The organism is Comamonas sp. C24C, assembly GCF_053345995.1.
On record NZ_JBKFBC010000004.1, the window covers coordinates 29137 to 52178 of the forward strand.

The 23042-nt window shown below is 55.6% G+C and carries 23 protein-coding genes and 4 pseudogenes; 20 read left to right on the forward strand and 7 right to left on the reverse strand.

Annotation, left to right across the window (positions count from 1 at the left end):
- Positions 1–45: 45 nt before the first annotated feature.
- From ACLBXN_RS08990 to ACLBXN_RS09035, 10 genes and pseudogenes are all read left to right on the forward strand, one after another.
- Complete coding sequence (locus tag ACLBXN_RS08990) at positions 46–630, forward strand: GspH/FimT family pseudopilin (protein ID WP_447611873.1); 585 nt, start codon at positions 46–48, stop codon at positions 628–630.
- On the forward strand, positions 618–1322 hold the full coding sequence (pilV, locus tag ACLBXN_RS08995) for a type IV pilus modification protein PilV (protein WP_447611874.1): 705 nt from the start codon (positions 618–620) through the stop codon (positions 1320–1322). Before ACLBXN_RS08990 ends, pilV begins: the two co-directional genes overlap by 13 nt.
- A gap of 9 nt (positions 1323–1331) precedes the next feature.
- Complete coding sequence (locus tag ACLBXN_RS09000; RefSeq protein ID WP_447611875.1) at positions 1332–2204, forward strand: PilW family protein; 873 nt, start codon at positions 1332–1334, stop codon at positions 2202–2204.
- A 5-nt stretch (positions 2205–2209) separates the two neighbouring features.
- Positions 2210–3037, forward strand: a complete 828-nt coding sequence (locus tag ACLBXN_RS09005; RefSeq protein WP_447611876.1) for a pilus assembly PilX family protein — start codon at positions 2210–2212, stop codon at positions 3035–3037.
- Positions 3038–3075: 38 nt separating this feature from the next.
- The gene (locus tag ACLBXN_RS09010) at positions 3076–6765 is read left to right on the forward strand and encodes a pilus assembly protein (RefSeq protein WP_447611877.1); all 3690 of its coding nucleotides are present in this window, start codon (positions 3076–3078) and stop codon (positions 6763–6765) included.
- Positions 6766–6796: 31 nt separating this feature from the next.
- The gene (locus tag ACLBXN_RS09015; protein ID WP_447611878.1) at positions 6797–7237 is read left to right on the forward strand and encodes a type IV pilin protein; all 441 of its coding nucleotides are present in this window, start codon (positions 6797–6799) and stop codon (positions 7235–7237) included.
- Positions 7238–7334: 97 nt separating this feature from the next.
- Positions 7335–7913: pseudogene (locus tag ACLBXN_RS09020) on the forward strand (transposase); the annotation flags it as partial.
- A 31-nt stretch (positions 7914–7944) separates the two neighbouring features.
- Positions 7945–8258 (forward strand): annotated as a pseudogene (locus tag ACLBXN_RS09025) (helix-turn-helix domain-containing protein); the annotation flags it as partial.
- A 57-nt stretch (positions 8259–8315) separates the two neighbouring features.
- Positions 8316–8623: pseudogene (locus ACLBXN_RS09030) on the forward strand (transposase); the annotation flags it as partial.
- Between the two features lie 31 nt (positions 8624–8654).
- A pseudogene (locus tag ACLBXN_RS09035) lies at positions 8655–9214 on the forward strand (Tn3 family transposase); the annotation flags it as partial.
- A 54-nt stretch (positions 9215–9268) separates the two neighbouring features.
- Here the strand turns inward: ACLBXN_RS09035 and ACLBXN_RS09040 are convergent.
- From ACLBXN_RS09040 to ACLBXN_RS09055, 4 genes are all read right to left on the reverse strand, one after another.
- Complete coding sequence (locus tag ACLBXN_RS09040) at positions 9269–9817, reverse strand: spore coat protein U domain-containing protein (RefSeq protein WP_447611879.1); 549 nt, start codon at positions 9815–9817, stop codon at positions 9269–9271.
- Entirely contained in the window at positions 9808–12099 is a 2292-nt protein-coding gene (locus ACLBXN_RS09045) for a fimbria/pilus outer membrane usher protein (protein ID WP_447611880.1), read from the reverse strand. Before ACLBXN_RS09045 ends, ACLBXN_RS09040 begins: the two co-directional genes overlap by 10 nt.
- A gap of 67 nt (positions 12100–12166) precedes the next feature.
- Positions 12167–12940 (reverse strand): fimbrial biogenesis chaperone, encoded by a 774-nt coding sequence (locus ACLBXN_RS09050; RefSeq protein ID WP_447611881.1) that lies wholly within the window; start codon positions 12938–12940, stop codon positions 12167–12169.
- Between the two features lie 16 nt (positions 12941–12956).
- Positions 12957–13475, reverse strand: a complete 519-nt coding sequence (locus ACLBXN_RS09055) for a Csu type fimbrial protein (RefSeq protein ID WP_447611882.1) — start codon at positions 13473–13475, stop codon at positions 12957–12959.
- Between the two features lie 226 nt (positions 13476–13701).
- On the opposite strand from ACLBXN_RS09055, the gene ACLBXN_RS09060 reads away from it, so the two are divergent.
- Together ACLBXN_RS09060 and ACLBXN_RS09065 are read left to right on the forward strand one after the other, a co-directional pair.
- Positions 13702–14862 carry an IS30 family transposase gene (locus ACLBXN_RS09060; RefSeq protein WP_447611883.1) on the forward strand — a complete coding sequence of 387 codons (1161 nt, stop codon included), beginning with the start codon at positions 13702–13704 and terminating at the stop codon, positions 14860–14862.
- A gap of 552 nt (positions 14863–15414) precedes the next feature.
- The gene (locus ACLBXN_RS09065; RefSeq protein ID WP_447611884.1) at positions 15415–15738 is read left to right on the forward strand and encodes a hypothetical protein; all 324 of its coding nucleotides are present in this window, start codon (positions 15415–15417) and stop codon (positions 15736–15738) included.
- A gap of 124 nt (positions 15739–15862) precedes the next feature.
- Here ACLBXN_RS09065 and ACLBXN_RS09070 read toward each other — a convergent pair whose 3' ends face one another.
- Positions 15863–16681, reverse strand: a complete 819-nt coding sequence (locus ACLBXN_RS09070) for a SprT-like domain-containing protein (protein WP_447611885.1) — start codon at positions 16679–16681, stop codon at positions 15863–15865.
- 85 nt (positions 16682–16766) lie between these two features.
- Between ACLBXN_RS09070 and ACLBXN_RS09075 the strand changes: the two genes are divergently transcribed.
- Positions 16767–16982, forward strand: coding sequence for a DUF2191 domain-containing protein (locus ACLBXN_RS09075; protein ID WP_034371179.1), 216 nt, complete (start codon positions 16767–16769; stop codon positions 16980–16982).
- Positions 16982–17368, forward strand: a complete 387-nt coding sequence (locus ACLBXN_RS09080; protein ID WP_447611886.1) for a type II toxin-antitoxin system VapC family toxin — start codon at positions 16982–16984, stop codon at positions 17366–17368. The genes ACLBXN_RS09075 and ACLBXN_RS09080 overlap by 1 nt, the downstream gene beginning before the upstream one ends.
- A gap of 606 nt (positions 17369–17974) precedes the next feature.
- On the opposite strand, the gene ACLBXN_RS09085 is transcribed toward ACLBXN_RS09080, so the two are convergent.
- Complete coding sequence (locus ACLBXN_RS09085) at positions 17975–18262, reverse strand: hypothetical protein (RefSeq protein WP_447611887.1); 288 nt, start codon at positions 18260–18262, stop codon at positions 17975–17977.
- A 221-nt stretch (positions 18263–18483) separates the two neighbouring features.
- On the opposite strand from ACLBXN_RS09085, the gene ACLBXN_RS09090 reads away from it, so the two are divergent.
- From ACLBXN_RS09090 to ACLBXN_RS09105, 4 genes are all read left to right on the forward strand, one after another.
- On the forward strand, positions 18484–18606 hold the full coding sequence (locus tag ACLBXN_RS09090) for a hypothetical protein (RefSeq protein ID WP_447611888.1): 123 nt from the start codon (positions 18484–18486) through the stop codon (positions 18604–18606).
- 704 nt (positions 18607–19310) lie between these two features.
- The gene (locus ACLBXN_RS09095) at positions 19311–19514 is read left to right on the forward strand and encodes a hypothetical protein (RefSeq protein WP_447611889.1); all 204 of its coding nucleotides are present in this window, start codon (positions 19311–19313) and stop codon (positions 19512–19514) included.
- A gap of 73 nt (positions 19515–19587) precedes the next feature.
- Positions 19588–20004 (forward strand): lactoylglutathione lyase, encoded by a 417-nt coding sequence (gene gloA, locus ACLBXN_RS09100; protein ID WP_003070839.1) that lies wholly within the window; start codon positions 19588–19590, stop codon positions 20002–20004.
- A 147-nt stretch (positions 20005–20151) separates the two neighbouring features.
- Positions 20152–20679 carry a nuclear transport factor 2 family protein gene (locus ACLBXN_RS09105; protein ID WP_447611890.1) on the forward strand — a complete coding sequence of 176 codons (528 nt, stop codon included), beginning with the start codon at positions 20152–20154 and terminating at the stop codon, positions 20677–20679.
- Between the two features lie 78 nt (positions 20680–20757).
- On the opposite strand, the gene ACLBXN_RS09110 is transcribed toward ACLBXN_RS09105, so the two are convergent.
- Positions 20758–21282 carry an OmpA family protein gene (locus ACLBXN_RS09110; protein ID WP_043003138.1) on the reverse strand — a complete coding sequence of 175 codons (525 nt, stop codon included), beginning with the start codon at positions 21280–21282 and terminating at the stop codon, positions 20758–20760.
- A gap of 301 nt (positions 21283–21583) precedes the next feature.
- Between ACLBXN_RS09110 and ACLBXN_RS09115 the strand changes: the two genes are divergently transcribed.
- Both ACLBXN_RS09115 and ACLBXN_RS09120 read left to right on the forward strand, forming a co-directional pair.
- The gene (locus tag ACLBXN_RS09115; RefSeq protein WP_343678683.1) at positions 21584–22213 is read left to right on the forward strand and encodes a gamma-glutamylcyclotransferase; all 630 of its coding nucleotides are present in this window, start codon (positions 21584–21586) and stop codon (positions 22211–22213) included.
- A 102-nt stretch (positions 22214–22315) separates the two neighbouring features.
- Positions 22316–22933: a superoxide dismutase family protein gene (locus tag ACLBXN_RS09120; RefSeq protein WP_447611891.1), complete on the forward strand. Its 618-nt coding sequence runs from the start codon at positions 22316–22318 to the stop codon at positions 22931–22933.
- Positions 22934–23042 lie beyond the last annotated feature (109 nt).

A 23042-nucleotide genomic window follows, 5' to 3' on the forward strand; every position in this document is an offset into this window, starting at 1 on the left:
GATCATTGGGCAGCGGCACAGGCCCGCCCTTAACGAGGAGTCTGTATGTACACCAGCTTCGACAACGCTCCGCATCTCGCCGCCCCCGGCTTGAGCGGTTACGGATTCACCTCCATTGAGCTGATAGTGACCGTTGCCATCGTCGCAATCCTCAGCGCCATTGCAGTGCCCAGCTTCAACTTTATTTTTGAGCGCTGGCGCGTCATGGAGGCCGTGGAGATCATGAAATCCAGTCTGATGTTCGCCCGCTCAGAATCTATCAAGCGCGGCGGCAACGTATATCTGGAAAAGCTTCCCCGAACCACTGTTGGCTGCGTCACCGACGGAACCAACCAGGACTGGGATTGCGGCTGGGTCGTCTTCGTGGATAGCAATGGCAACAGACGCTGGAACAGCGGAGAGGAGATTCAGCGCTATGAGCCACCGGCCAAAGTAACCGTCACCAGAACCAAATCAGGCGCCACCATCAGTGTCGACCGCTGGGGAATGATGGACGGCGCCAATTTGATCGGCTTCACGATAGCGCCTCAGCCTGCTGGAATAACCTCTGCCGCAACCAAAGGCATTTGCATGTCTTCGGGCGGACGAATTCGAGTCATTGAACAAAAAGACGTGCCATGCACCAACTGAATCACACTCGCCAAATCAGCAGGCAGCGAGGTATTACTTTACTGGAATCGCTGATTGCCATCGTGGTCGCCGCGTTAGGCATCCTCGGCATCCTCGGCGTACAAATGCGCACGCTGACCGACACCCAGACCAGCATGCGCCGCGCTCAGGCAATCCGTTTGATTGAAGACCTTAGCGAGCGCATGAAGGTGAACCCCAATGCACTGAGCGGCATCAACACCTACGTCACGGGCTGGACTGCCACCCCTCCAACCACTGCCGCGACCAAAAAATGCGTCGGCAGCACTACCTGCACCCAGGCCGAATTGGCGGAGTACGACCTCAAGGAATGGAAACGTCTGGTGGAGCGCGCTCTGCCGCTTGGCAATGCAACCACCTTTCTGGCCCTAGCCGATGGTGATTCCAGCAGCATCACCAACCGCCGGCAATTGGGCGTGCTCGTACGCTGGCGGGAAAACGAGCGCGAGGACTTTGCAAGCGACGCCGCCGGCACCGCCGCCAAAAAAGCCTACAAGGACGCCATCAACACCGGAGCCAGCATCAAGAGCGACGGCAGCATCAGCACCAAGGACCCCACCTCCTGCCCCGCCAACTTCACTTGCCATCTTCAATACATACCGGTCAGTGCACGCTGCGCGCCGGACTTTCGCGCGGGCAATAGCGCACCTTTATTTTTTTGCCCAGGAACCTGACGCATACCTATGACAGTCTCCGTCATCCCTGCTCGCAGCGCGAGAAGTCACCCTCAACGAGGCGTAACTCTGATTGAACTGCTCGTCGGCATCGTCATCGGCCTTCTGACGATAGCCGTTGCCATGGGCGCGCTAATGGTATCAAGAGGCGTTACCGGCACCGTCAGCGATAGCAGCATGCTGCAACAGCAAGCTGCATACGCCTTTCGCATCATTGGCCAGCAACTCCGCCAAGCTGGATCCTTGAAGCTCAATCTGGCATCACAGAAGTCAGAAGGAGCCGATATCGACATGTCCGACCCGGTAGCCTTTGAAACCAAAGCAACAGATTTTGACCCAGCGCTCAATACCATCAGCGGTATGGACAGCCCCGGAACCAATGAATACAAGCTCACCTTGGGTTATCGCAACTACAAAAGGCCGGTATATACATCGACAAATGCAGCATCCATGCTGCGCGACTGCCTCGGCCAATCACCTAATGACAACCTGATTCAAAGCCGGTTCTCGCTCAATTCCACAAACAATGAACTGCGCTGCGTGGGCGCATCTGGGAGCTCACAACCCATCATTCAGAATGTCGCTAATTTTCAAGTGCGATATTTGCTGCAGACATCGGCGTCCAGTGGATCCCCCCAGATCAGCTATGTCGATGCAGCCACTGTGGCAAGCGCCTGGCCGCAAGTTGTCGGCGTGGAAATATGTCTGGTGCTTTATGGCAATGAAGCCATAGATATGCCGGACAACACCACCTATCTGGACTGCGACAACAGTACATCAGTGACCATGAATACATTGGCGTCCCCACGCACGCGAAAAGCACACATGGTTTTCCGCAACATCTACCAGCTGCGCAGCCAGGGACTGACTACTGTCAGCTGAATATCATGAATGCATTCAAATCTTCCCGGCAAAGAAAACAAAGAGGCATATCACTATTCGTTGTGATCATCTTTGTCATGCTCTCTATGCTGCTGGCACTGTGGGCATCCCGCACATCGCTTTTCAATGAATTGATCGTCGGTAATGACGCCGATTATCAGCGAGCATTCGAGGCAGCCCAAGCCATTCTGCAAGATGCCGAACTCGACATTCGCGGAGAAAACTCTGATGGTAGCTTTTGCACACCCAATGACAGCGACGGCAATGTTTGCCGGCGCACGACTGTAGAGAAAATCCCGCTAGAAGCACAAGAGGTGGGAACGCTTCTGGCGGATCTCGCAGACCCCAACAAGATTCCCAACACAGCGCCGAAATGCAAGAACGGGATCTGCATCAAGCGCGCCGATCGTCCTGACATCAAAGACAAGCAGGATTTTTGGAACAACACAGATTCGACCAAGGGCATTACTCTGGCACAAATGACCGGTGTACATACAGGCACCACCACGCCCGTCGGTGTGCGCTATGGTCAATTCACAGGCGCAGCAATCGGGGATGATGACAGCCCCGCAAGCAGCATATTGCGCGACAGAAGTACTGCCAACCAAGGGGCCTGGTACTGGATCGAAATTCTACCCTATGACGACAGCAGCAAAAACTCCGGCGTTCTGGTGAATAGCACGGGCACTGGAGCAATAAATCCACAAAGCATCCTGCCATTAAATCTAACACCTAATATCGTCTATCGAATTACAGCTCTGGCATATGGACGCAAGCCCAACACGATGGTTGTGCTACAGCAGACGTATGCAAGACAAAAACTTAAAGATTAGACAGCCATATTCTCTATTTATTAGATCAGGTGATTGCCATGCAAAAGAAAATGCCTACTCACTTCAAAGAAAAATCACTTTCCATAGCAGCAAGTGCAGTTCTAATACCTTCGATCGCGACATCCATTGAGTTAGTTCAGGCGCCTCCTAGCACAGTAAAATCCCACGTTGCACCCAATGTGATTATCTCTGTAGACGACTCAGGGAGTATGAGGTTTTGCACCAATGCTGATGGCGCTATAAACTGTTTCATAGAATTTCGTGATAATCCTTTAAAGTGGAAACCTGTAACCGACGAAAAAAGACCTAATAGAGATGGCACCTGGCCGCTAACCACTCGACGCATGAATGTTCTCAAGTATGCATTGATTGGCGCACAGAATAGCGATGGAACGTGGGAAGGTGGCGTTTTTCGTGACAGAGATTTAATACCAGACAGAAAAATTCGCCTTAGCTGGCAAGCAATGTGGAACAATGGCAAGGCTTGGTATGCGGAAAGTGTCGACTCAGATGAGATGAACACAAATTCGATGCGCTTTTTAGAAGGAGATCATAGAAATAATTTTATTAAATTCGTCGATAGCTTAACGCCAGGTCAAGATACCCCTTCACATAAAATGTTCGCCCAAGCCGACAACTATATGCGACGTAAATTGTCAAAGAATAGTCCCTGGGCTATGGATCCTGGAAAGCAGGGTGCCCCTTACCTCGGCTGCCGTCGCAACTACCACATCATAATGACGGACGGCCGCTGGAATAATAATTCCTTAAGCATCGGGGATTTAAATCGCCAAGATAATGCAACCAACATAATTCTTCCGGATGGAATTTTTTACGGGGGAAGCCCAGATCAGCAGAGAAAAACATCCCTATACAGAGACTCCCATACAAAAACCTTGGCTGACTGGGCTTTCTATAGTTGGGGAACTGCCTTACAAACTGCCAAAGACGACTCAGGCATTCATGGTTTAAAGGGCTCTATACAGCCAACACCGGAATATGACAAGGCACCGCAAACTGAGAATTTTGGGAAAGACTCGAGAGGTAAAGATGCAATACTAGAGAGGTATTGGAATCCAAAGTACAACCCGGCCACCTGGCCTCATATGGTTACTTACACCATCGGCTTCAGTCAGATGGCGACAACCTGGCCAGGCGCACCAAGCATTGCAGCTCCGACTAACAACTTGCCATTTGGATATGATGGAAGTTTTCCTGATTTCGTCACAGGAAACAAATCATGGCCTGCGATGGACAATGAAAACAAAAGATCTCTTGACCTCTGGCACGCAGCCCTCAATGGTCGAGGTCGATTTTATGCTGTGGAAAAGGGCCAAGATCTGGAAAAGGCATTTCGTGAAATTTTTGGACAAATAATTATCCAAACAGAACATGAAATGAGCTCCGCCGCTGCCGCCACCAGCGGATATAATAATACACGTAATGGCGTTGTAAAGTTCACAGCAAATTATGAGCCAAAAAATGGCTGGAAGGGATTCATCAAAGCCGAAACCGTGAGAACAGATGGATCAACTGTTTCTACACCTGGATGGAATGGTCAGAATACAGCAGACAAGCTTGATGCGCTGAATGCTACTGGTGCCAAAATCACCACCAGCAATAGGCTCATTCTTAGCTGGAGCGACAAATGGGTAACCGACAAATATAAAGGAGGCGTTCTTTTTCAATGGGCCACTGATGACTCAAAGTTAAGCTCGACACAAAAAGCATGGCTACAGAAAAAGCCTGATGGATCTGGAACCGACGAAGGAGCAGCCGCAGGACAGAATCGCCTGAATTTCATCCGCGGGGTACGCACCATGGAAGGTTCGGAAAGCACCGGCTACACAGCCTCTCAGCCATTTCGTGAGCGCAAGAGCATCCAGGGAGACATCATAAACTCCATTATCTGGTTCACGGGACCGCCATCCAGCAACTATCCATTAAGAGGCTATGCCGACTTCACTCGCTCACAGAGCTCTCGCACCCCAATGATTTATGCAGGCGGCAATGATGGCATGCTGCACGGTTTTTCTGCCACTGATGGATCGGAAAAAATTGCCTATATCCCTCAAGGAACTATTCCCAGCTTAGGTCGCTTGACAGATCCCACCTACAACCAAAAGCATCGCAATTTTGTAGATGGATCTCCCATGACTGGGGATATCTATACCGGCTCCAATATAGAGACAGACACCAATCCGGGATCGAACTGGAGAACAATGCTGGTCGGATCTCTCGGAGCAGGTGGAAAAGGCTACTTTGTATTAGATGTCACCACTCCAGGTAGCTTTGCAACTGCCGATGCGTCTACCGTAGTCAAACTGGACCGGACTCGCAGTACAGATTCCGCGATGAACGCAGCCACTGCGCCTAACTGCGCCTTGACAGGAATGATTAGCGCAGAACAAGCAGCCTGTGCCAAAGCGGTATTGGAAGACCGGGACATCGGAAACATCATTGCAACACCTGTTGCCGATGAAAACAATCCGATGCGTACCACGCAGATCACACGCATGAATAACAACCGGTGGGCAGTTGTCATGGGTAATGGCTACAACAGCGCCACCCAGCGCCCTGTCTTACTTATTCAGTATCTGGACGGGGATATGGCACTCAAGCGTATTCCTGTCGTAGGCACCATTGATGCGAGCCTCGCCGACATTGGCACTGGCTCCGGCATTGCCAGTGACAATGGCTTAGCAGCACCTCGCTTAATCGATCTTAACGGTGATGGACTACCTGATATCGCCTATGCAGGCGATAACCAGGGGAATATGTGGAAGTTTGACCTAACCAGCGCTGATTCCAGCAACTGGGGAGTAGCGTTCAATGGACGACCTCTGTTTACAGCGCAAGGACCAGCCTCATTAAACAACGCCAGAACTCTTGCACAACCCATTACAGCCCCTCCAACTGTGCGTGCTAATGATCGAAAAATGACTATTGGAACGGGCGCCGATAGCAAAACCATTGCCGTTGGAGGCATGATGGTGGCATTTGGTACCGGCCGTAACGCCACCAAGGCTGATGAGAATAACCGGAATGTACAAACCATATATTCCGTTCTGGATAACACTCGCTACAACCTGATAACCACAACCTTGGGACCGCGCCTGCAAGTCAATAATGGCAATACATCCTGCACAACCCCTAATGGCACTTGCATTCCAGTTCCGAGAGCCCTGGGGGCCGGAGTTGTTACAGCTCAACTGGCACAGCAAACAATTACAGAGCTCGACAATGGACAGTTTGGAACCGTTGGAGCGAGCAATGATGACAACAAGCTAAGTGCCAGTACCTGGCCGAATTACAACGGCTGGTACCTGGATTTACCTGCAGTCGGTGAGCGTCAGCTCAAACCCATGGAATTCTATGACGGCAGCAATATCCTGGCCATTTACTCCCAGGTCCCAGCCAAGGGAACAGATGTCGACCCCAATATCGAAAGCTGCGAGTCCAGTACCGTGGATGAAGAGCGCCAATACCGCACTTTTATCAACATCATGGATGGGCTGCGCCCATCGGTTCAGATTGTTGATAAAAACAATGACGGGCTCTACAACGCGCTGGATCTGAATGTGTCGCGCGTCAAGGTAAGCAAAGGCTCCCACACGCTAATCACCCAGAAGAACAAAATTTCGGACATCGATACCAAGAACGTTAAGGAAATGCTGGCCCGTATGCCTGAGCAGTCGCTTCGTCCCAGCTGGCACCAGCTGCGTTGATGGCTGCCAACTTAACGAGGAGAAATTGAAAATGCAGAAGAGCCAACAAAAAGGCTTCACGCTGATCGAGCTGATGATTGTGGTCGCGGTCGTCGGCATCCTGAGTGCCATTGCCTATCCCAGCTATACCGAATATGTACGCCGCGGTCACAGAGCCGACGCACGAGCAGGCCTGCTGCAAGCCCAGCTATGGATGGAGCGTGCAGCCACGGCAACCGGAGTCTATCCAACCAACTCAGACCTCACCAAAGTGCTACCAGCCAACCTGTCCTGGTCCGCCGACTCAAGCAAGCGCTATCAGATCGAAATGAAAGCCAGCAGCACTGCGGCCTACACCTTGATCGCCAAACGCAAAGATCCAGGAGCTCAGTCAACGGACAAGTGCGGGGACTTCACTCTCAGCAACACAGGGCTGAAGAATGCGGACAATCTGGCAAGGGGCACCACGGCCTCCGACTGTTGGGCCAAGTAGTGCAGATGCGTCTACATTATTCTCAGAGCAGCTAAGTGTGCTGCAGCCGGTTTCACAGACACCTTGTTAAGGTGGAAGATGAAACCGAAGGTGGTTTATGGGGACGAGACGACAGTTCAGCCGGGAATTCAAGGTTGAAGCGGTCAAGGTGGTGACCGAGCCAGGCGTTGCAGTACCGCAAGCTGCGCGCGACCTAGATGTGCACGAGACGTGGCTGAGGGCATGGATGCGCGAGCTGACGGCAGACTCGCCGCAGGCGTTTCCCGGCAAGGACGTGATGAAGCCCGAGCAAGCCGAGATAGAGCGGCTTCGCTAGGAGGTTGCCAAGCTAAAGATGGAGCGCGACATCCTGAAAAATCCGCGGCCTTCTTCGCTAAGGAGTCGATGTGAAGTTCGGCTTTGCTTCGAAACACCGAGAGGCCTGGCCGGTCAATATGATGTGCGAGCTCCGTGTCTCCCGAAGTGGCTTCTATGCCTGGTTGGTGAGGCCACGCAGCCAGCGTAGCCTGAGTGATGAGCAGTTGGGTGCGCAGGTGCAGGCACGACAAAGCTTCTTGGGGAGCGACCGAACATACGGAGCACGGCGCATCTGGCATGGCATGCTGGCATTGGGGGAGCACTGCGGACTGCGCACCGTATTGAGCGACTGATGCTTGAAAAAGCGCTACGCATACAGTAGCGTCGCCGAGGCCTGCCTAAGGACCTCGGCGAGCGCAGTCGGGGAGCGCGAGATCGCTCGCCGTCTGGGGCGAAGTCCCTCCACCGTTTCGCGAGAGCTGACCCGAAACGCTACAACACGCAGAGGCAAGCTCGAGTATCAGGCATCGGTCGCGCAGTGGAAGTCCGCGCAGGTGACCAGAGGGCCCAAGCCCGCCAAGCTGGTCACAAATCCCCGCGTGCGTCAATATATCCTAAGGGCAAGATCCACGATGCTCAGGGACGCGAGGTGCTCGGTCTTCGGCAAACTTCGTTCATCGACCGCAACAAGCCCCATTGCAGCGACCGCAAATGGGTCAATGGGTAGTCGCCGCAGTAGATCGTCGCTCGGCTGACTACCTAAAATAAGCCAGAAGCATTTATGCTTCTGGCCCTCACGGCAAGACAACCCGTTAGCAAAAAACTGTGGCGACAGCTGCAGCTCCTGATCCCGGCCTTCACGCCTTCCGTCAAAGCTGGCGCACGTAAGCTAACCGTGAGCGATGAAGCAGCGCTCAATGGCATTCTGTTCGTGCTACAAACAGGCATCCCATGGCAAGACTTGCCTCAGTCCTTGGTTACGGCAGTAGTATGACCTGCTGGGCGCGCCTGCGTGACTGGAATGCCAATGGCGTCTGGCAGCGTTTGCACCAAGCCATGCTGGTACGTCGGCGCGAGCATGACCAGATCTGTGTCAGCGTGTCGTCCAACAAGATGTAACCTGATCAAGCCGGTTGCACGCATTGACCTGCAAGCTATCGGGAATGAAAAAAAGGGCATCGACCAGATCGTGGCCACGCTGGCACTCGAGGACATGACGAAGGCGGTACTCATCCGCAAGATTTGTACCTACAGCACCTCCAATCCCACCCGGGTGTCTGTGTCCGAGTATGACAAACTCACCCGTAGCATTTACACGCTGCTCTAACTGCGCGACCCACAGTTGCAGCGCAACGTGCACCGCTCACAAAACCGCTTTGAGTCCTAGCTCCAGTTGCGTACGGCCATCGCCCATGTTGGCAGTAAGAAAGAGCTAACAGGCCAGACGGACATCGACTATGATCAGCCACCAGTGCGACCACCTAGTGGCCAACGCCATCATTTACTGCAACGCGGCTATCTTCTCACGGTTACTGGAGCGCTGCCAGGGCAAGCCCAAGGCGCCGGCGTTCATCATGTCAACCTTGGCGTCACTTGCTGCTGGGCGGGCATTACACCTTCCAGGATGGCGGCAAAACGATTGACCTGGACGCGCTACTCAACGGACTTGATTTGGAGTAACGAAATACCCCCACCTTACGGTGGAATCGCAACCGCGCCGAGGGGTGTGGCCTCTCAGTAAGTTACCGTGACGGTGATCAGATCGTGGTAGTTGCCAGCCGGAGCCGAGAACTGGGCAGCCGGGATGCGGCCGTACACCGTGTAGTTTTTGGTCTGCGAGGCTGAGCCAAACAGTCCCATGCTGTCCGACACGGTGTTGTCACCCCACACCGTGCCGTAGTTGTCGCTGGTGTACATGTTGTAAGACAGCCGTGCGGCGCCATTGATGAGGTGGCGGTTACTGGCAGATCCCGAATTGCCGCTGCTCAAACTGATCGTGTAGCCCAGGGACACCTGATTGGATGGTCCGCTCGCTGTGCCAGTCACGCTGACGATGCTGTTACCGGAGGTGGGAGCCCTATTGATGGCGAGATAGTTCCCAAACATCAAAGGCGTGGCGCTCACGGTGGCGCTGCAGGTGGGGTTATGTACCAGGGCCGTACACGACGCCTGGGCTGGCGTGCCAGCCAGCAAGCCACCGACGCAGATGACCAAGGGCAGCATTGGTCGCCAGAGGGCTGTACGTGCGGCGGAACAGCCGGCGGAGCGAAAGACTATCGGCATGTGTAGGACCCAAGTTGCGGGAATGTACCTTGAGCGGGCACGTCGCCAACGACAAAGCTACATGTACCATCACGCCAACGCGCCTCGAATCGCTCGCCGGTGCGCGGCTGGTCAATTTGCACCGCGCCGTCAAAACCGCTGATCAAGGGCGTCTCGCGTGCGGTGCTGGTGAGGTCGATTCCGGGCGGCAATGGCCGGCCGTCGGGCAGGCGCACCGTGGCCATGCCGCTTCGTGTCTGCGAAATGTCGAAACGAACGGCCGCCACGCCCTTGGCGCGTGGCACGACTTGCAGCGTGTCGCTGCCAACCCGGGCTGCAATCGACAAGTCTTCGTTGTCGATGCTGATCTGGTTGACCTCCCAGGCCCGCAGTCCTGAGACGATCGCGCGGCCATTCTCGTCTGTTTTGGCCACGGGCTGGTTTTCGCGATAGACCCGGGTACCGGGTGCGTTGGGAACGGTGACAAGCGCAAACGCGTCGCCTGAGCGCTGGGTGGCAAATGTCAAGCCCCCGGCGTATCCGAGGGCACCGCTAGCCAGCAAGCGCGTGCTGGTCTGGCCCTGCAGGTCAACCACCTGTGCACCCACGGTACCCCAGGGCTCGCGCCAATCCCACTGGCCTTGTGTGGAATTGATATCCCCGCGTGCGGTTTGTACGCGCCAGCCTGCACCGCGGTCGGGAGGGGGGATCTGGGTCACATCGGCGGTGTAGGAATTGCGACCGTTCTGGCGCTGCAAGCCCAACGAGCCTGTGAGCCGCTCTCCTAGTGCAATGGTGAGTGTCAGGCCCGCAGAATTGACGCGGCCGCTGTTCGTTTCCGAACGAGCGACGTAGGTGCTCAAGTAAGCGTTGCGTGTCACCGCCTTCGACCAGTTGAGCGAAAGCACACGCACTTTCTCATCGGTTATGTAGCGCAAGGCCGTGTAAGAGGCGCCCACGCTGCCGAAGTGGCCCAGAGAGCGACCGACAAACACTTGGTCCTGCGTCACCAAATGGCTGCTGGTGCCTTGGATGAGTTGCTGCTCGGTCGAGGCAGAGCGACGCTCGTCTTGCCACGCAATCTGTGTGAAATTGCGACTGGCAGCCTGTCGGCTGGCCGAAAAGCTCCATTTGGGGGCGATGTGCGCAAACGATGCACGCCATAACGTACCATTTCCGTTATTGGTTCCGGTGCCGGTGCCGGCATCGCCGCGACTGGCAGCACCGTACAGACCAAATTCGCCCATCGGCGTCCAGACCCAGTTCAGGCCGGCTCCGGCGATTTGGCTTGCGGTATTGGCTTCGCCGTGCACCTCGACCGTGGCGCTGTCGCTCAAGCCGTGGCGCCAGGTGCCAACAGTGAACGGACGGCCATAGTCAAAGCTCGTGAGGCCGTAGTTGAGCCGGGTCCAGCCGAACTCCACCGAGTAGGACGACAGATCGGCGCGCAGCAGCGACGAGCTTACGTAGTATGGCGTGGTCACAGTGCGCTGAACGCCCATCGCATCGCGCACGACAAAACTTATGTCCCCGGCCCCGGTGAGCATGGGCACGCTGTTGAGTGCAAACGGCCCTGCATTGACCCGACCCTGATAGCGCAGCGTGTCGTTCACATAGGCCTCGATGGTAGATGGCAGGGCCGATCCGCCATGCAAGGTGGGCGTGGGATAGCTGATGTAGCCGGGCTGCAGGGCAAACTGGGTACCAAACTGCACGCCGCCAAAACGGAAGGGAGTTGACCAACTGGCTCTCTGGCTGATGCTGTCACCCAGGGTCAGTCGTGTCAACCTGACCGGGTCATCCATGCGGTAATAGGTGTCGAGCCGGGTCGCACCATGACTGTCCCCAAAGCTCCCCCCAACGGACGATCGACCGATGAGAAAGCTACTGGCAGCCAAGCCCCAGTCGTCGGAAACGGCCGCATCGACCAATCCAGTCGTGTGTGTTCCGGTGGGTGTGTGTTGAAGCGCCAAATCATAGTTCAAGAAGGCGCCAAAGGTGGCCTGCGAAGGCATGGGGGGAGCTGCATGACCGGCCGTCAAGGTGTTGGGCATCAATGCTTGAATCGGCAATTGAACGTTTACGACCTGGGTGCTGTCGTCCAGGGTTACCGTGCTGTTAGGGATAGCTGCCAGATCGTAGTAGTCCGTGCCATCGATTCGCGTGGCCAGCTCTGTTGGAGGCACGATGCGCCAAGTGTTTACATCACTCGCGCTGAAAAGCAACCGCGAGCCAACCAGAAGCACGGGGCGACTAGTCGGTTCGACGGTGCCATTGACGCGCACCTCAAGAATCAGCGACACCGGTTTCTCGGCCTCAGTTTGCGCGGCGGTAACTTGCGCGCCAAGGCAACTTAAGCACAGCAACAAACTAATGTGTCGTGGAGGTAGCATTGGTACTCTGCAGCTGCGTAGGAGGTAAGGGGATGGCCAAGTCGCTGGTGGCCTCAACCACCAGGGGAACATCGGCTGGCAACAGAGGCAAGATCAGCGGCAAATCGACCGCTTGGCCGGCCAGTACGTAAGTCGACATGGATTGCCGGAACAACTCCGCCCCACTGTCTTCCCGGCGCAGGACGACTTGCAGCAATTGAATGTGCCCGCTGCCTGTGTTGTTGAAACGCAAAGTGCGGCCTTTACCTGAAGCAGCAGTGACGAGTTGCCAGCTCGCCTGGGTCGCCACCGCGACCGTGGGCGGCACGAAAATCGGCACACTAATGCTCAGGAGCGTTTGAATCTGCATCGGAGCGTCAGAAACCTTGGGCAAGACCTGCTCGCGCGGCAGTTGGCGCAAGAACACGCGGTAGCTCAATTCGCTGGCCTCCGGCTTTCTCTCTAGGCCAAGACGCACGATTTGCTGCGCGCCGGGGGCGATGCGAAAAATGGACGGGTTGATCAGCACATCACGCGTGGGTTGGTACACATCGTTGCCGTCTTGCTGGCTCCAAGCCATGACTTCTGCTTGAACAGAAAGCTCGGTGTCACCGGAATTGCCGATCCGCATAGAGGCCACAGGATGCGTTGAGGTCAGCGTCACGCGCACCGGTGCCACTTGGATGCCTACCGCCATGGCGGCAGGCATCGCAAAAAAGCTCGCGACGGATCCCAGTGCCAAATATGCTGTACGAACGAAGCGAGCTCGCATAGGGTGCTTCACTCGGTCAGTAAGTCAGCGTGAGCTGAATCGTATCGCGGTAGTCATTTGCCGCGGGAACGTTCTGACCTTTAGGAATACGCCCATAGATAGTGAACGATTGCGCCTGGCCACTTCCGACATGGCCAGTGCCCGAGGTAGTATTGTCCCAATTTTCGGTATATGCTTGATCCCTATACAGGGCGTAATTGAGCTTACCGCCGGTGGATGTGCTGGTCATGGCGCGGGAGTTCACTGAGGCGCCATGGCTGGTACCGGCGCTTAAGCCCAAGGAGTAAGTCGTTCCCGAATCGCATTTCGTGGTGAAAAATGCACCCACATCCGAAGCTCCGAACTCCGAGCTATAGACACCAAAATTTACGCCTACCGGTGGGGATTCGATTGAGCAAGAACCCATAACCATGGCTGTGACATTGAAGTTTGCGGTGGCGGTTGCGGCATGCAGAGGTGAGTGCACAAGTGCTGCAGCCGAAACGAAACTGAGCATGCTCAGCGAAGTCAAGTTTTTGCGGAAAGAAGTACTCATAATTTCACCTCAGAGTAAATGGGTTGAATTACGCGAAACCGAGATCAAAGCTTAAAAGTAAACTTCAAAAAACAAGTAAAAAATGAAAAAAGCTTAACAATGGATTCGTGAAACTGCTGGATGGCATCGAGCGTCATTTCGCGTATGAAGGCGAGGCCCGCATCAAGTTGTGGATTCAACTGGTCAATGCAACACAATGACCGCCTCTGGCGCAAGGAGTGTTGGCATGAAGCAAAGACCGCGGATTTACTACACCGAAGCACAGAAGGCCCTGATGTGGGATCGCTGGAAAGCTGGGGATACCTTGCACGAGATCGGCAAGCTGTTTGAGCGACCGCACACCTCGATTCACAACATCCTGAGTGCGACAGGGGGCATCCGGCCACCAGCAAGGCATCGGCCGCGTTTGGCCCTGTCTTTGGCTGAGCGCGAGGAGATATCGCGCAGTTTGGCCGCAGGTGAATCCATCCGCTGCGTTGCCAGGCGCTTGAAGCGAGCAGCATCCACCATCAGTCGAGAACTCATGCGCAATGGCGGCAAAACCTGCTACCGAGCTACAAAAGCAGATGAGGCAGCCTGGCAGCGAGCGCACCGCCCAAAGACGTGCAAGTTGGCCTGCAATCCTGCGTTGGCGCAGATCGTGGCCGGTAAATTGCAAAGTCAATGGTCACCTGAGCAAATAGCAGGATGGCTCAAACGAACTTACCCGGGCGCAAAGGATATGCAGGTGTCTCACGAAGCCATCTATCGCACGCTATTCGTCCAAACACGCGGAGCCTTGAAGAAAGAGCTTCTGGTGCATTTGCGGCGTACCCGGGGGATGCGTCGCTCACGCCACTACACCCAGAAGACCCCCATCCATGGCCGGATCGTCGATGCAGTGCCCATTAGCGAGCGCCCAGCCTGCATAGAGGATCGAGCAGTGCCGGGCCATTGGGAGGGCGATCTGTTGTTTGGCGATGCCTACAGCCAGGTGGCAACGCTAGTAGAGCGCCACACCCGCTACGTAATGTTGGTCAAGCTAGTGGACAAGGACTCGTACACCGTCGCTGCGGCGCTGGCCAGGCATGCACAGACCTTGCAACAAGAGCTCTATCGCTCCTTGACCTGGGATCAAGGATCGGAAATGGCGGAGCACAAACGATTCACGGTGGCCACCGACATCCAGGTCTACTTCTGCGATCCACAAAACCCATGGCAGCGCGGAACGAACGAGAACACCAATGGGCTACTCAGACAGTACCTGCCCAGGGGCATCGACATCTCTGGCTACTCGCAAGATGAATTGGATGCGATTGCAAGAAAATTAAACGAGCGACCCAGGAAGACCTTGGGGTACAGAACCCCGACTGAGATGTTTAACGAATGTGTTGCATCCATCGGTTGAATCCAAACTTTGGGCATCTTGCGAACACTGCAACTATCGTCCAGGTGCTATGAGCAGTTGCAGCAAAGACTGGCCTGGATATCAGGATTCCGATGGGTATCTGAAGGTGTGCTGTGAATCCGATGTCACCATCTCAAGCGAAAGCTACCTGATGCTCGCGCTGGCTTAGGCCTAGCGATCTTTTATTAACCCAGACGGGCGTTTTTGCCCAGTCGGGCCGCACCTTTCCAATATAGGAAATTGCCGCTCTGCAATATCATGTCGGGACACAAAAGAGAGAGATGCTCATGCGGCTGAAAACCTGCTTTGTTGTGCTTCTTTCGCTACTGACTTCCGGCTGCTTCAATGGTGACGATCAGGAGGAAAAGCCAGCAACCGCTTCTGCTCGTGGAGAAGCAGAATGGAATGCATTTCTACATTCCAAGGAAGCACGGGTTGCAGTTCTTCAAGCCAAAAGGTTTGCTCCATCCGATGATGAGAGTTCATCCGAGCCGGCTCCAACCACCCCCACGAGTCCATTCAACACTCCGCCCCTGTTTAGCGAGAACATTTTTGACCCTCACACCCGTGATCTTGATGCCCAGCGGCAGTCTGAGAATGGTGAGCTTGCTCTTGCGGGCCAGTACCGACGCCCAGAACAGATTCAACTACACAGTTACACGCTTGAAGGATTCAGTCGATCAGCTGCAGTCCCATGCGGATGCAAGTGCGGTTGCCCAAGTACGAATCCGCTTCAATGAGCTTGAGCGAGCAAATCAGGCATTGAGCAGCACTGACGCGACCACATCCATGCGCAACCGCCATGAGCTTGAGCGAATAGGCATGGAGCTAAACAGGATTGAAGACGCACAGTTCTGGTCGGGACTCAAGCGGTAGCCGCCATCTTTCCGTGGTCGGCCTGCAGCGCAAGGAAACTAATGGTGAACCGTCAGAGTTGATGATTGCGTCGTCTTCAATGTGCTCCAGGGGTAGTCAGCATGTGACGACCATTCGTCACCATTTATTGGGGTTCAAAGTTATGGCGGCAGGCTCCACAGATGAGTTTGAGTCCTGGCTTGCCCCAAACCGAAACTGTGTCCTTGCATCCGCTGCAGCTGTATTTCACCCGATTGGATTTGTTGGGGGGCGTAGTAAGCAGGCCGTCTTCCCCTGCAGTGGCGGCAACAGCTAAGCCCGTGGGCTTAACTGCCTCGGCCAGGGCAGGGATGCTAGCCATAGGAGGCTTTGTCCCTTGGATGCATTGAATGTGGTTGGCCATGCTGGCCTGGCCAGCGATTACATGATCTGCAGAGGGGAAGCGGTCGTACCAGCTGAGCGTGAAATTTGCGGTCAGCAATTCCTTGCATGCAGCCAAGAAGCGGCCACCCTCGACGGCATAGTCAGCCATGCAATCACCCGTTCGAGCGCCACCAGGTTGCCCAGTAGAGGAGGGCATGAGCCCAATGCTCTCCATCTTTCGCGCCCATTCCTCGTTGTGATACCGGCCTCGGCCTGGCTTGCCAAAATGGTGCTGCCACAAGTGCGTCATTTCATGGACTTGGGTCTGGAGTGTTTCGATGATCGGTACGACCGCAAAGTAGGTCGGATTCATCGCAATCTCATCTGTGGTTGAGCCGTCCAACGAGGCAAAGCGAGCCGCAGAGAAGTAGCCGAAAGTCCGCTTTTCCCGCTGCAGCGTAATCAAGCAGCTTGGGAGCTGCCCCTCAAACAGCCGCTCGTTGAAATGGTCGTAGGCCATCTGCAGCTCGTTGTAGGTTTCCTGCGTGGGTGCCGAGCGGGGTGAGGGCACAAGGTCGAGCTGGTTTGGCTGATGGTTCATTTTTGTATTGTGCAATACAAACAATCATTCGCAAACATCCTATCTGATGCGACAATGCATCAAATTTGATGTTAAAGGAGTAGCCATGAGATCGACCTTTACGATCGACGACGAAGTCGTGAACCGTGCCCGCGCTGTTGCAGCGCCCGGTATTGCTGTGCCTGAACTGGTACGCCTGGCACTTGAGACCTTCACTCGCGTCGAGGCAGGCAAGCGCTTGGCAGCCCTGGGCGGAAGCGCGCCAGACATGCCCGATGTGCCACGCCGTGGCAGCGCAGCAGATGCTGAAGGCTCTCGTTAATGCCCGTGTCCGTTCTAGTCGATACATCGGTGTGGGTGAGGCATTTTCGGGAGGCCGACATTCACCTGCAGGAGCTCTTGGTACAAGACAGCGTGCTGATGCATCCCATGGTGCATGCAGAGTTGGCCTGCGGCACGCCGCCAGCGCCGCGTGCCGATACGCTCGCAGCTCTGGCCATGCTGCGGCCGAGCCAGGAAGCTTCAATTCCCGAGACTTTGGCCTTCCTTGAGAAGAACAAGCTATTCGGTAAGGGCTGCGGCTTGGTCGATCTATCGCTGCTGGCCTCGACGCTAATCACACCAGGCGCTTTGCTTTGGACGGCAGATCGACACCTCGCGGAGTTGGCCGATCAGCTTGGCGTGGCCTATGCCATACCAACGCATTGAGAGTCGGGAAAGCCCTTCTTGGGTTATTGGATAAGCAGACGCCGAACCTCGCCGCATCCTGAAGTCGCGCCGACCGCATTACACAAGCCCATCGTCAAGGGTGACTACAAGCACCCACCTGGCGTAGGACTGTTTCTGTGATGTAGTCGCTGGCGCGCTCTGGCCAGGAATTCCGACGTTAGCCTAGTTGCGTGACTTCTCTTAGTAGCCTTCAACGAGACAGTCCTCCAACCGCTGCTCGATGAGTTCGGCATGAGAGCGGATCACGCTCGCCAGCGGGTACTGGTCAAGCTGGTCTTCCAAAGCTTCGACGAGCCGTATTGGGTGTGGATGTGTGCTCAATGGGTTCCCTGCTAATCTTGTTCGTGACGGGCCGTTGTGTCCCGTCGCCCTGCCGTCGGAAAACGATGGGGGACGTGGTGAGTAGGTGAGTAGTCATGTAGGCTTGCTGATGGCGGACATGCATAGCTTTAGAGTCAAGCATCACGCCACCTCCTGGCTGTCGCTGTCATTGGCTGCAGGAACGTTTGCCCAGTCGGAACAGAGGTCAGGGGCCTTAGACTTTTGCTGCCAGGGAGCAATACCTGCCAAGCTCAAGAGCTGCTGCTACATGCACGCCACGAGCTGCTCGTGGTCTCGTTGATCGGGTGTTCGGTTGGCTCTGCGGCGCCGCTTGGCTTCGTTATCAAACCCGGGATTCTCAGCACGCTTGCGACGCATCCATTCAGCCTTGTAGGCCCGTATCCGCTGAGCGCTGGCTTCCTTGAGTTCCTGCACGCCGGTTTCGTTGCGCAGGTACTGGTGCTTGCTGCCCTTACGGCCGACGGTGCTGGCATGGTTCGTCTCGAACTTGGATGATGGCCTTGCCTTCGTCCAACAGGGCAAAGGCTCCATCACGCTTCAGAACAGCCTGCAAGAGCTCTTCATGCTCGCGTTGCTCTCGAGCACGCCACCCTTCGATCTTTCTTGATGATCAGCTTACCGCCGTAGAAGCACCAGCCTTGCCACGCCTGACCAGGCAGTTCCATTCGGTTGAGCAGTCTCAGAAGCTTGTACGTCGAAAAAGGGATGTCATGCTTGCCTGACTCCCAGTTATGTAAAGTACGCTGAGAGACATGAAGAAACTTCGCGCATGCAGGCAGATCCATGCCGAGGCTTCGGTACATGGCTCGGAAGTTCTGAGCAAGCTGGGCGCGGGTATCACGGTCGTGACGCCTCTGCCCGAACTTCTTCTTTAGTGAATACGATGTATATTATGTTTAATCGCAAATGCTAGGCTAGTTGTAGCAGTAAGCCCTTTCGCTACGGGTTTCTCAAGGTTGTGCATGCCGAAACCTAGGTAATGTTTAGAGCACCTTACCCTGCACATTTGCCGCATCTGCAATACATCCTTGATGATCTGCGCTACAGCGATGCACAGCTCGCTAGGCTTCTAGACCTCAAGCCGTCCACCATCAAAAAATATCGGCGCGACCGGCAAGCTCCTCGCGCCGTTCATTTAGCTCTGTTCTGGGAGTCTCGATGGGGAATTTCTACCATCGACGCAATCGCCTTCAATCATGCAGCAGGCAACTACGCACTAGCAGAATCTCTGGTGCTCCCGCACGTTTCCCAAAGACTGAGCACTCTTCGGTGCTCCATGTGCTCGCCGCACGGCATCAGCTGCCCGTGATACGTCGCGCCCAGCACCATTCCCCAGAGTTTTCGCCTCTTCGGCCATGCTAAATCAGGAGCGGCCTGCGGCCTTGCCCTTTCTCCGGGGGGATTCATAAAGCTTCGCGTTACAAAGCTTCCCCACTCCGAAACGCCATCCTGATACCGCTAAAGGCACGGCGAAGAACTCAGGGGAACGGTGCAAACAAGGGACAGTTAAACGGGCAGCAGACAGTTGACGACCCGGCTCCGAATCTATGGGCCCGGCACACCAGAAAGGCAGCAAATCATGGCAATCGCAGCAAATTTCAGGAAGTATGCAGAGGCGATGGTGCTGCCTTTCGGCCGGCCGGTCTGGAACACATCGCACCCCACGATGCGCCTGGGGCGCGAGATCCGCAGCTTCATCACCAAGGCCATGAAGGCGCGTGGCCTAGTTGAATACCCGGCAGTCCCCGTAATCCGCCCGTGGTGGAAGCAGGCTCCTGTCTAACCACGCGAGGATCAGAGCGCTGCATCTGCCCCTATTCATATACAGCTCCTAACCTGCTGGCAAAATGGCGACCATGCGATTCCTCCACACGATGCTGCGCGTTGGCAATCTCCAGCGCTCTATTGATTTCTATACCAACGTCATCGGCATGCAACTGCTGCGCACGTCCGAGAACACCGAGTACAAGTACTCGTTGGCCTTTCTCGGCTTCGAAGGCGGAAACCCGGGTCAGGCGGAGATTGAGTTGACCTACAACTGGGGCACCGAAAGCTACGACATGGGTACGGCTTACGGTCATATTGCTCTGGGCGTGCCCGATGCCTATGCAGCCTGCGAGAAGATCAAGGCTGCTGGCGGCAATGTGACCCGTGAAGCAGGCCCCGTCAAAGGTGGCAGCACGGTGATAGCTTTTGTGACGGATCCCGATGGCTATAAGATCGAGTTGATCCAACGCAAGGACGATCTGGGTACCGGCACCGGTCTGCGTTGATTTTTCTTCTCCGAATTCCGGGAACGAGCGGCACCTGGTTGCCGCTTTTTTCATGCCTGAGCGAGCTACCTATCGTCCAAACAGGGGTTTTCAGTCATTGGCCGCTATTCAAGACTCGGTGCTCAAACACAAATCCGGAGACAGGCAATGAGCGATGCGATCCTGGCGCAACTTCAGCAGCGTTTGCGGCATCTTGAAGATATCCAGTCGATAACAACGTTGAAGGCTCGATACCTGCGGGCCTGCGATCAAAAGCGGCCGAACGCCATGCGTGAGTGCTTTGTGAAGCATGGCGCAGTCATCGAAGCCGACGGCTTTCCGCCTTTTTCGGATCGCGAAGAATGGGTTGCAACCTTCACCAGACTGGCGGTTGCCAACCCTTCCATCCAGGATATGCATCACGGCCACAACCCTGAGATCCGCTTTACAGGCGCTGATAGCGCCAAAGGCTTGTGGGATCTGGATTTTTGCCAGATCAATGTCAAGGAACGCACTATCGTCAATCTCTCTGGTCAGTACAGCGATGAGTACGAACGCATCAACGGGTGCTGGCAGATCCGTTCCATGCGCTTTGCGCGGAGATCGTTTGTCATGCGCCAGGTCGATGCTGGTGGCATTGAAAGAGTCCTCGCTCTGGGTCAGCCTTCGGCAGCCGGGTTCATTGAAAACAGCTGATTGGACCAGTTGCGAACAGCAAAAAAGCCCGATACAGCGGATGCCGTATCGGGCTCTGGGTCAGAGTGCCGGGCTGAATCAGTCGGCCAGAATCACTTCCACGCGGCGAGCTTCAGCGTTGGAGCCATCGGCCTGAGTTTGCTCTGGCTTCTTCAGCTCGACCTTGTCTTCCGCCACGCCCAATGCCATCAGGGCGGCCTGGACGGCCTGAGCACGTTGCTTGGCCAGCTCGGCATTGATTTCAGCGCTGCCGGTTGCATCATGGAAACCGGAAATCACGGCGCGCTTGCCTTCGGCCACGCCCTTGACCACGTCGCTCAGCGCTTCGTTGGCGCCAGCGGCCACCTCAGCCTTGCCCGAGACAAAGTAGAACTTGACCACACCGTTTTCCACGATCACGCGGGCAGTTTCTTCAATCACCACCACAGGCACATTGGTCGCGCTGGGGGCGGACACTGCGGCTTCAGTCTTGGGTGCGTGGGAAATACCGCGCTTGTAGACGACGGTGCCGACGACGGTGGAGACAACCAGAGCAATCAGGGCAAACAGAAAACCCAGGGCAAAGCGTTGTTGGCTATCGTCGTCAGAGCTGTTGAAGGACATGAATGAAATCTCCGTATTTGCGGGTGATTATGAAAGTACGAAACCTGTATTCATGACGCTTTGCGGCCTGATTCCAAGCTTCCGGCTGGCAAAGCGACAAAACCACGCATTCTAGAGGCTTGCCGTGAAACGCCCTAACGGCGGCTGCGGCTGCAATCGCAAAAAAGATTCAAATCTCGGACATTTCACTGTGGGAAAGCGTTGCTTTTACGCCTTCGCGCATGTGCTGGTGCACCGACGGCGCGCCAGCGCGTTATATATCAAAGTCAATTCAGTCCTGAATCCGGTTTGAGGAGTTTCCATGTCCGCCCTGCCCTTGTTGAACCATTCCATGCGTGATGCTGACCAGATGCTGGAGCGGGCTCTGGCGCAGTGGGGAGGCGACGAGGATTTGTGGATTTTTGGCTATGGATCCCTGATCTGGCGTCCCGAATTCGACTTCAGCGAACGTCGCTCGGCCCATGTGCATGGTTGGCACCGCGCTCTCAAAATGTGGAGCACCATCAATCGTGGCACGCCCCAGGTGCCAGGCCTGGTGTTCGGCATGCTCTCTGGCGGCAGTTGCCAGGGCATGGCCTTCCGCATTCCGCGCAACCAAGGCGATACCGTGATGCGCAAGCTCTGGTTGCGTGAGATGCCCAATGCCGTCTATGACCCGCGCTGGCTGCCTTGCCGCACGCCGCATGGTGCCGTGAAGGCCCTCGCATTCACGCTCTCGCGCCAAAGCCCGCACCACACGGGCGAGCTGGCGCCGGACGAATACCGGCGCATCTTCTCTGAGGCCCAGGGCATATATGGCACAACGCTGGACTATGCACAGGCCACTTTCGAGGAGCTGCAACGACTGGGCATCGACGACAAGGCACTCAAGCGCCTGCTGGCCTACGCAGATTTCCAACAAAGCGGTTGCCCGTCTTTTACTGCTATTTGAAACATAGCTACCAGCGCTTTGCTGTATTGGGCTACAGGGCAAGAACACTTGAAATTCTGACGATCCGGGGCACAATGCCCTTTTGAATTCGGAAAGATTGCCATGTCCCCCAACCGTGTTGCCTCCCTCTTTTCGCGCCCTGCCTGGGCAGGTTTGACGATTGTTGCAAGCCTGGCCATGACAGCCTGCTCCACGACCAGCAACACGGCAGTGCCCTCTCCCTCTTCTTCTGAAGCAGCTTCAGCGGCAAGTCCCGGGAAAGGCGTGCAGTCGATTGCACGCCTGGAAGCCACCAAGGGCAGCCAGGTAACGGGCACGGTGCAGTTCTTCCCGCAACCTGACGGCAGCGTGCGAGTAAAAGGCCGTGTGGAAGGGCTGGCGCCGAATACCGAGCACGGCTTTCACGTCCATGAAAAAGGCGACTGCTCCAGCGGGGACGGCTTGAGCGCCGGCGGCCACTTCAACCCGGGACAGCAGGCACATGGCAAATTCGGCGACAGCAAAGCCCATCACATCGGCGATTTGCCCAGCCTGGATGCCGATACCCAAGGCGTGGCAGCCATCGATTTTGTGAGCAAGGAACTCAAGCTGGACAGAGGCAGCAACGGCATTCTGGGTCGATCGCTGATCGTGCACAACGATCCGGATGACTACACGACCCAGCCGACTGGCAATTCCGGCGCGCGCCTGGCTTGTGCCGTGATCGAGCGCGGCGCCTAAGCCTGCCATCGCCTGGTAAATGAGCAGCGGGCGTGCATTTCAAGGACAAGGTCAGGCAGCCGAAGCCGGGCCTTGGCTGATTGACGAGCTCGGTAAATTCAAAGGCTTC

Bases quoted from the DNA above. Each gene is read 5' to 3' on its own strand.
- ACLBXN_RS08990 (WP_447611873.1), top strand. From the start codon at position 46: ATGTACACCAGCTTCGACAACGCTCCGCATCTCGCCGCCCCCGGCTTG.
- pilV (WP_447611874.1), top strand. From the start codon at position 618: ATGCACCAACTGAATCACACTCGCCAAATCAGCAGGCAGCGAGGTATT.
- ACLBXN_RS09000 (WP_447611875.1), top strand. From the start codon at position 1,332: ATGACAGTCTCCGTCATCCCTGCTCGCAGCGCGAGAAGTCACCCTCAA.
- ACLBXN_RS09005 (WP_447611876.1), top strand. From the start codon at position 2,210: ATGAATGCATTCAAATCTTCCCGGCAAAGAAAACAAAGAGGCATATCA.
- ACLBXN_RS09010 (WP_447611877.1), top strand. From the start codon at position 3,076: ATGCAAAAGAAAATGCCTACTCACTTCAAAGAAAAATCACTTTCCATA.
- ACLBXN_RS09015 (WP_447611878.1), top strand. From the start codon at position 6,797: ATGCAGAAGAGCCAACAAAAAGGCTTCACGCTGATCGAGCTGATGATT.
- ACLBXN_RS09040 (WP_447611879.1), bottom strand. From the start codon at position 9,817: ATGCCGATAGTCTTTCGCTCCGCCGGCTGTTCCGCCGCACGTACAGCC.
- ACLBXN_RS09050 (WP_447611881.1), bottom strand. From the start codon at position 12,940: ATGCGAGCTCGCTTCGTTCGTACAGCATATTTGGCACTGGGATCCGTC.
- ACLBXN_RS09055 (WP_447611882.1), bottom strand. From the start codon at position 13,475: ATGAGTACTTCTTTCCGCAAAAACTTGACTTCGCTGAGCATGCTCAGT.
- ACLBXN_RS09060 (WP_447611883.1), top strand. From the start codon at position 13,702: ATGAAGCAAAGACCGCGGATTTACTACACCGAAGCACAGAAGGCCCTG.
- ACLBXN_RS09070 (WP_447611885.1), bottom strand. From the start codon at position 16,681: ATGAACCATCAGCCAAACCAGCTCGACCTTGTGCCCTCACCCCGCTCG.
- ACLBXN_RS09075 (WP_034371179.1), top strand. From the start codon at position 16,767: ATGAGATCGACCTTTACGATCGACGACGAAGTCGTGAACCGTGCCCGC.
- ACLBXN_RS09080 (WP_447611886.1), top strand. From the start codon at position 16,982: ATGCCCGTGTCCGTTCTAGTCGATACATCGGTGTGGGTGAGGCATTTT.
- ACLBXN_RS09085 (WP_447611887.1), bottom strand. From the start codon at position 18,262: ATGGAGCCTTTGCCCTGTTGGACGAAGGCAAGGCCATCATCCAAGTTC.
- ACLBXN_RS09090 (WP_447611888.1), top strand. From the start codon at position 18,484: ATGAAGAAACTTCGCGCATGCAGGCAGATCCATGCCGAGGCTTCGGTA.
- ACLBXN_RS09095 (WP_447611889.1), top strand. From the start codon at position 19,311: ATGGCAATCGCAGCAAATTTCAGGAAGTATGCAGAGGCGATGGTGCTG.
- gloA (WP_003070839.1), top strand. From the start codon at position 19,588: ATGCGATTCCTCCACACGATGCTGCGCGTTGGCAATCTCCAGCGCTCT.
- ACLBXN_RS09105 (WP_447611890.1), top strand. From the start codon at position 20,152: ATGAGCGATGCGATCCTGGCGCAACTTCAGCAGCGTTTGCGGCATCTT.
- ACLBXN_RS09110 (WP_043003138.1), bottom strand. From the start codon at position 21,282: ATGTCCTTCAACAGCTCTGACGACGATAGCCAACAACGCTTTGCCCTG.
- ACLBXN_RS09115 (WP_343678683.1), top strand. From the start codon at position 21,584: ATGTCCGCCCTGCCCTTGTTGAACCATTCCATGCGTGATGCTGACCAG.
- ACLBXN_RS09120 (WP_447611891.1), top strand. From the start codon at position 22,316: ATGTCCCCCAACCGTGTTGCCTCCCTCTTTTCGCGCCCTGCCTGGGCA.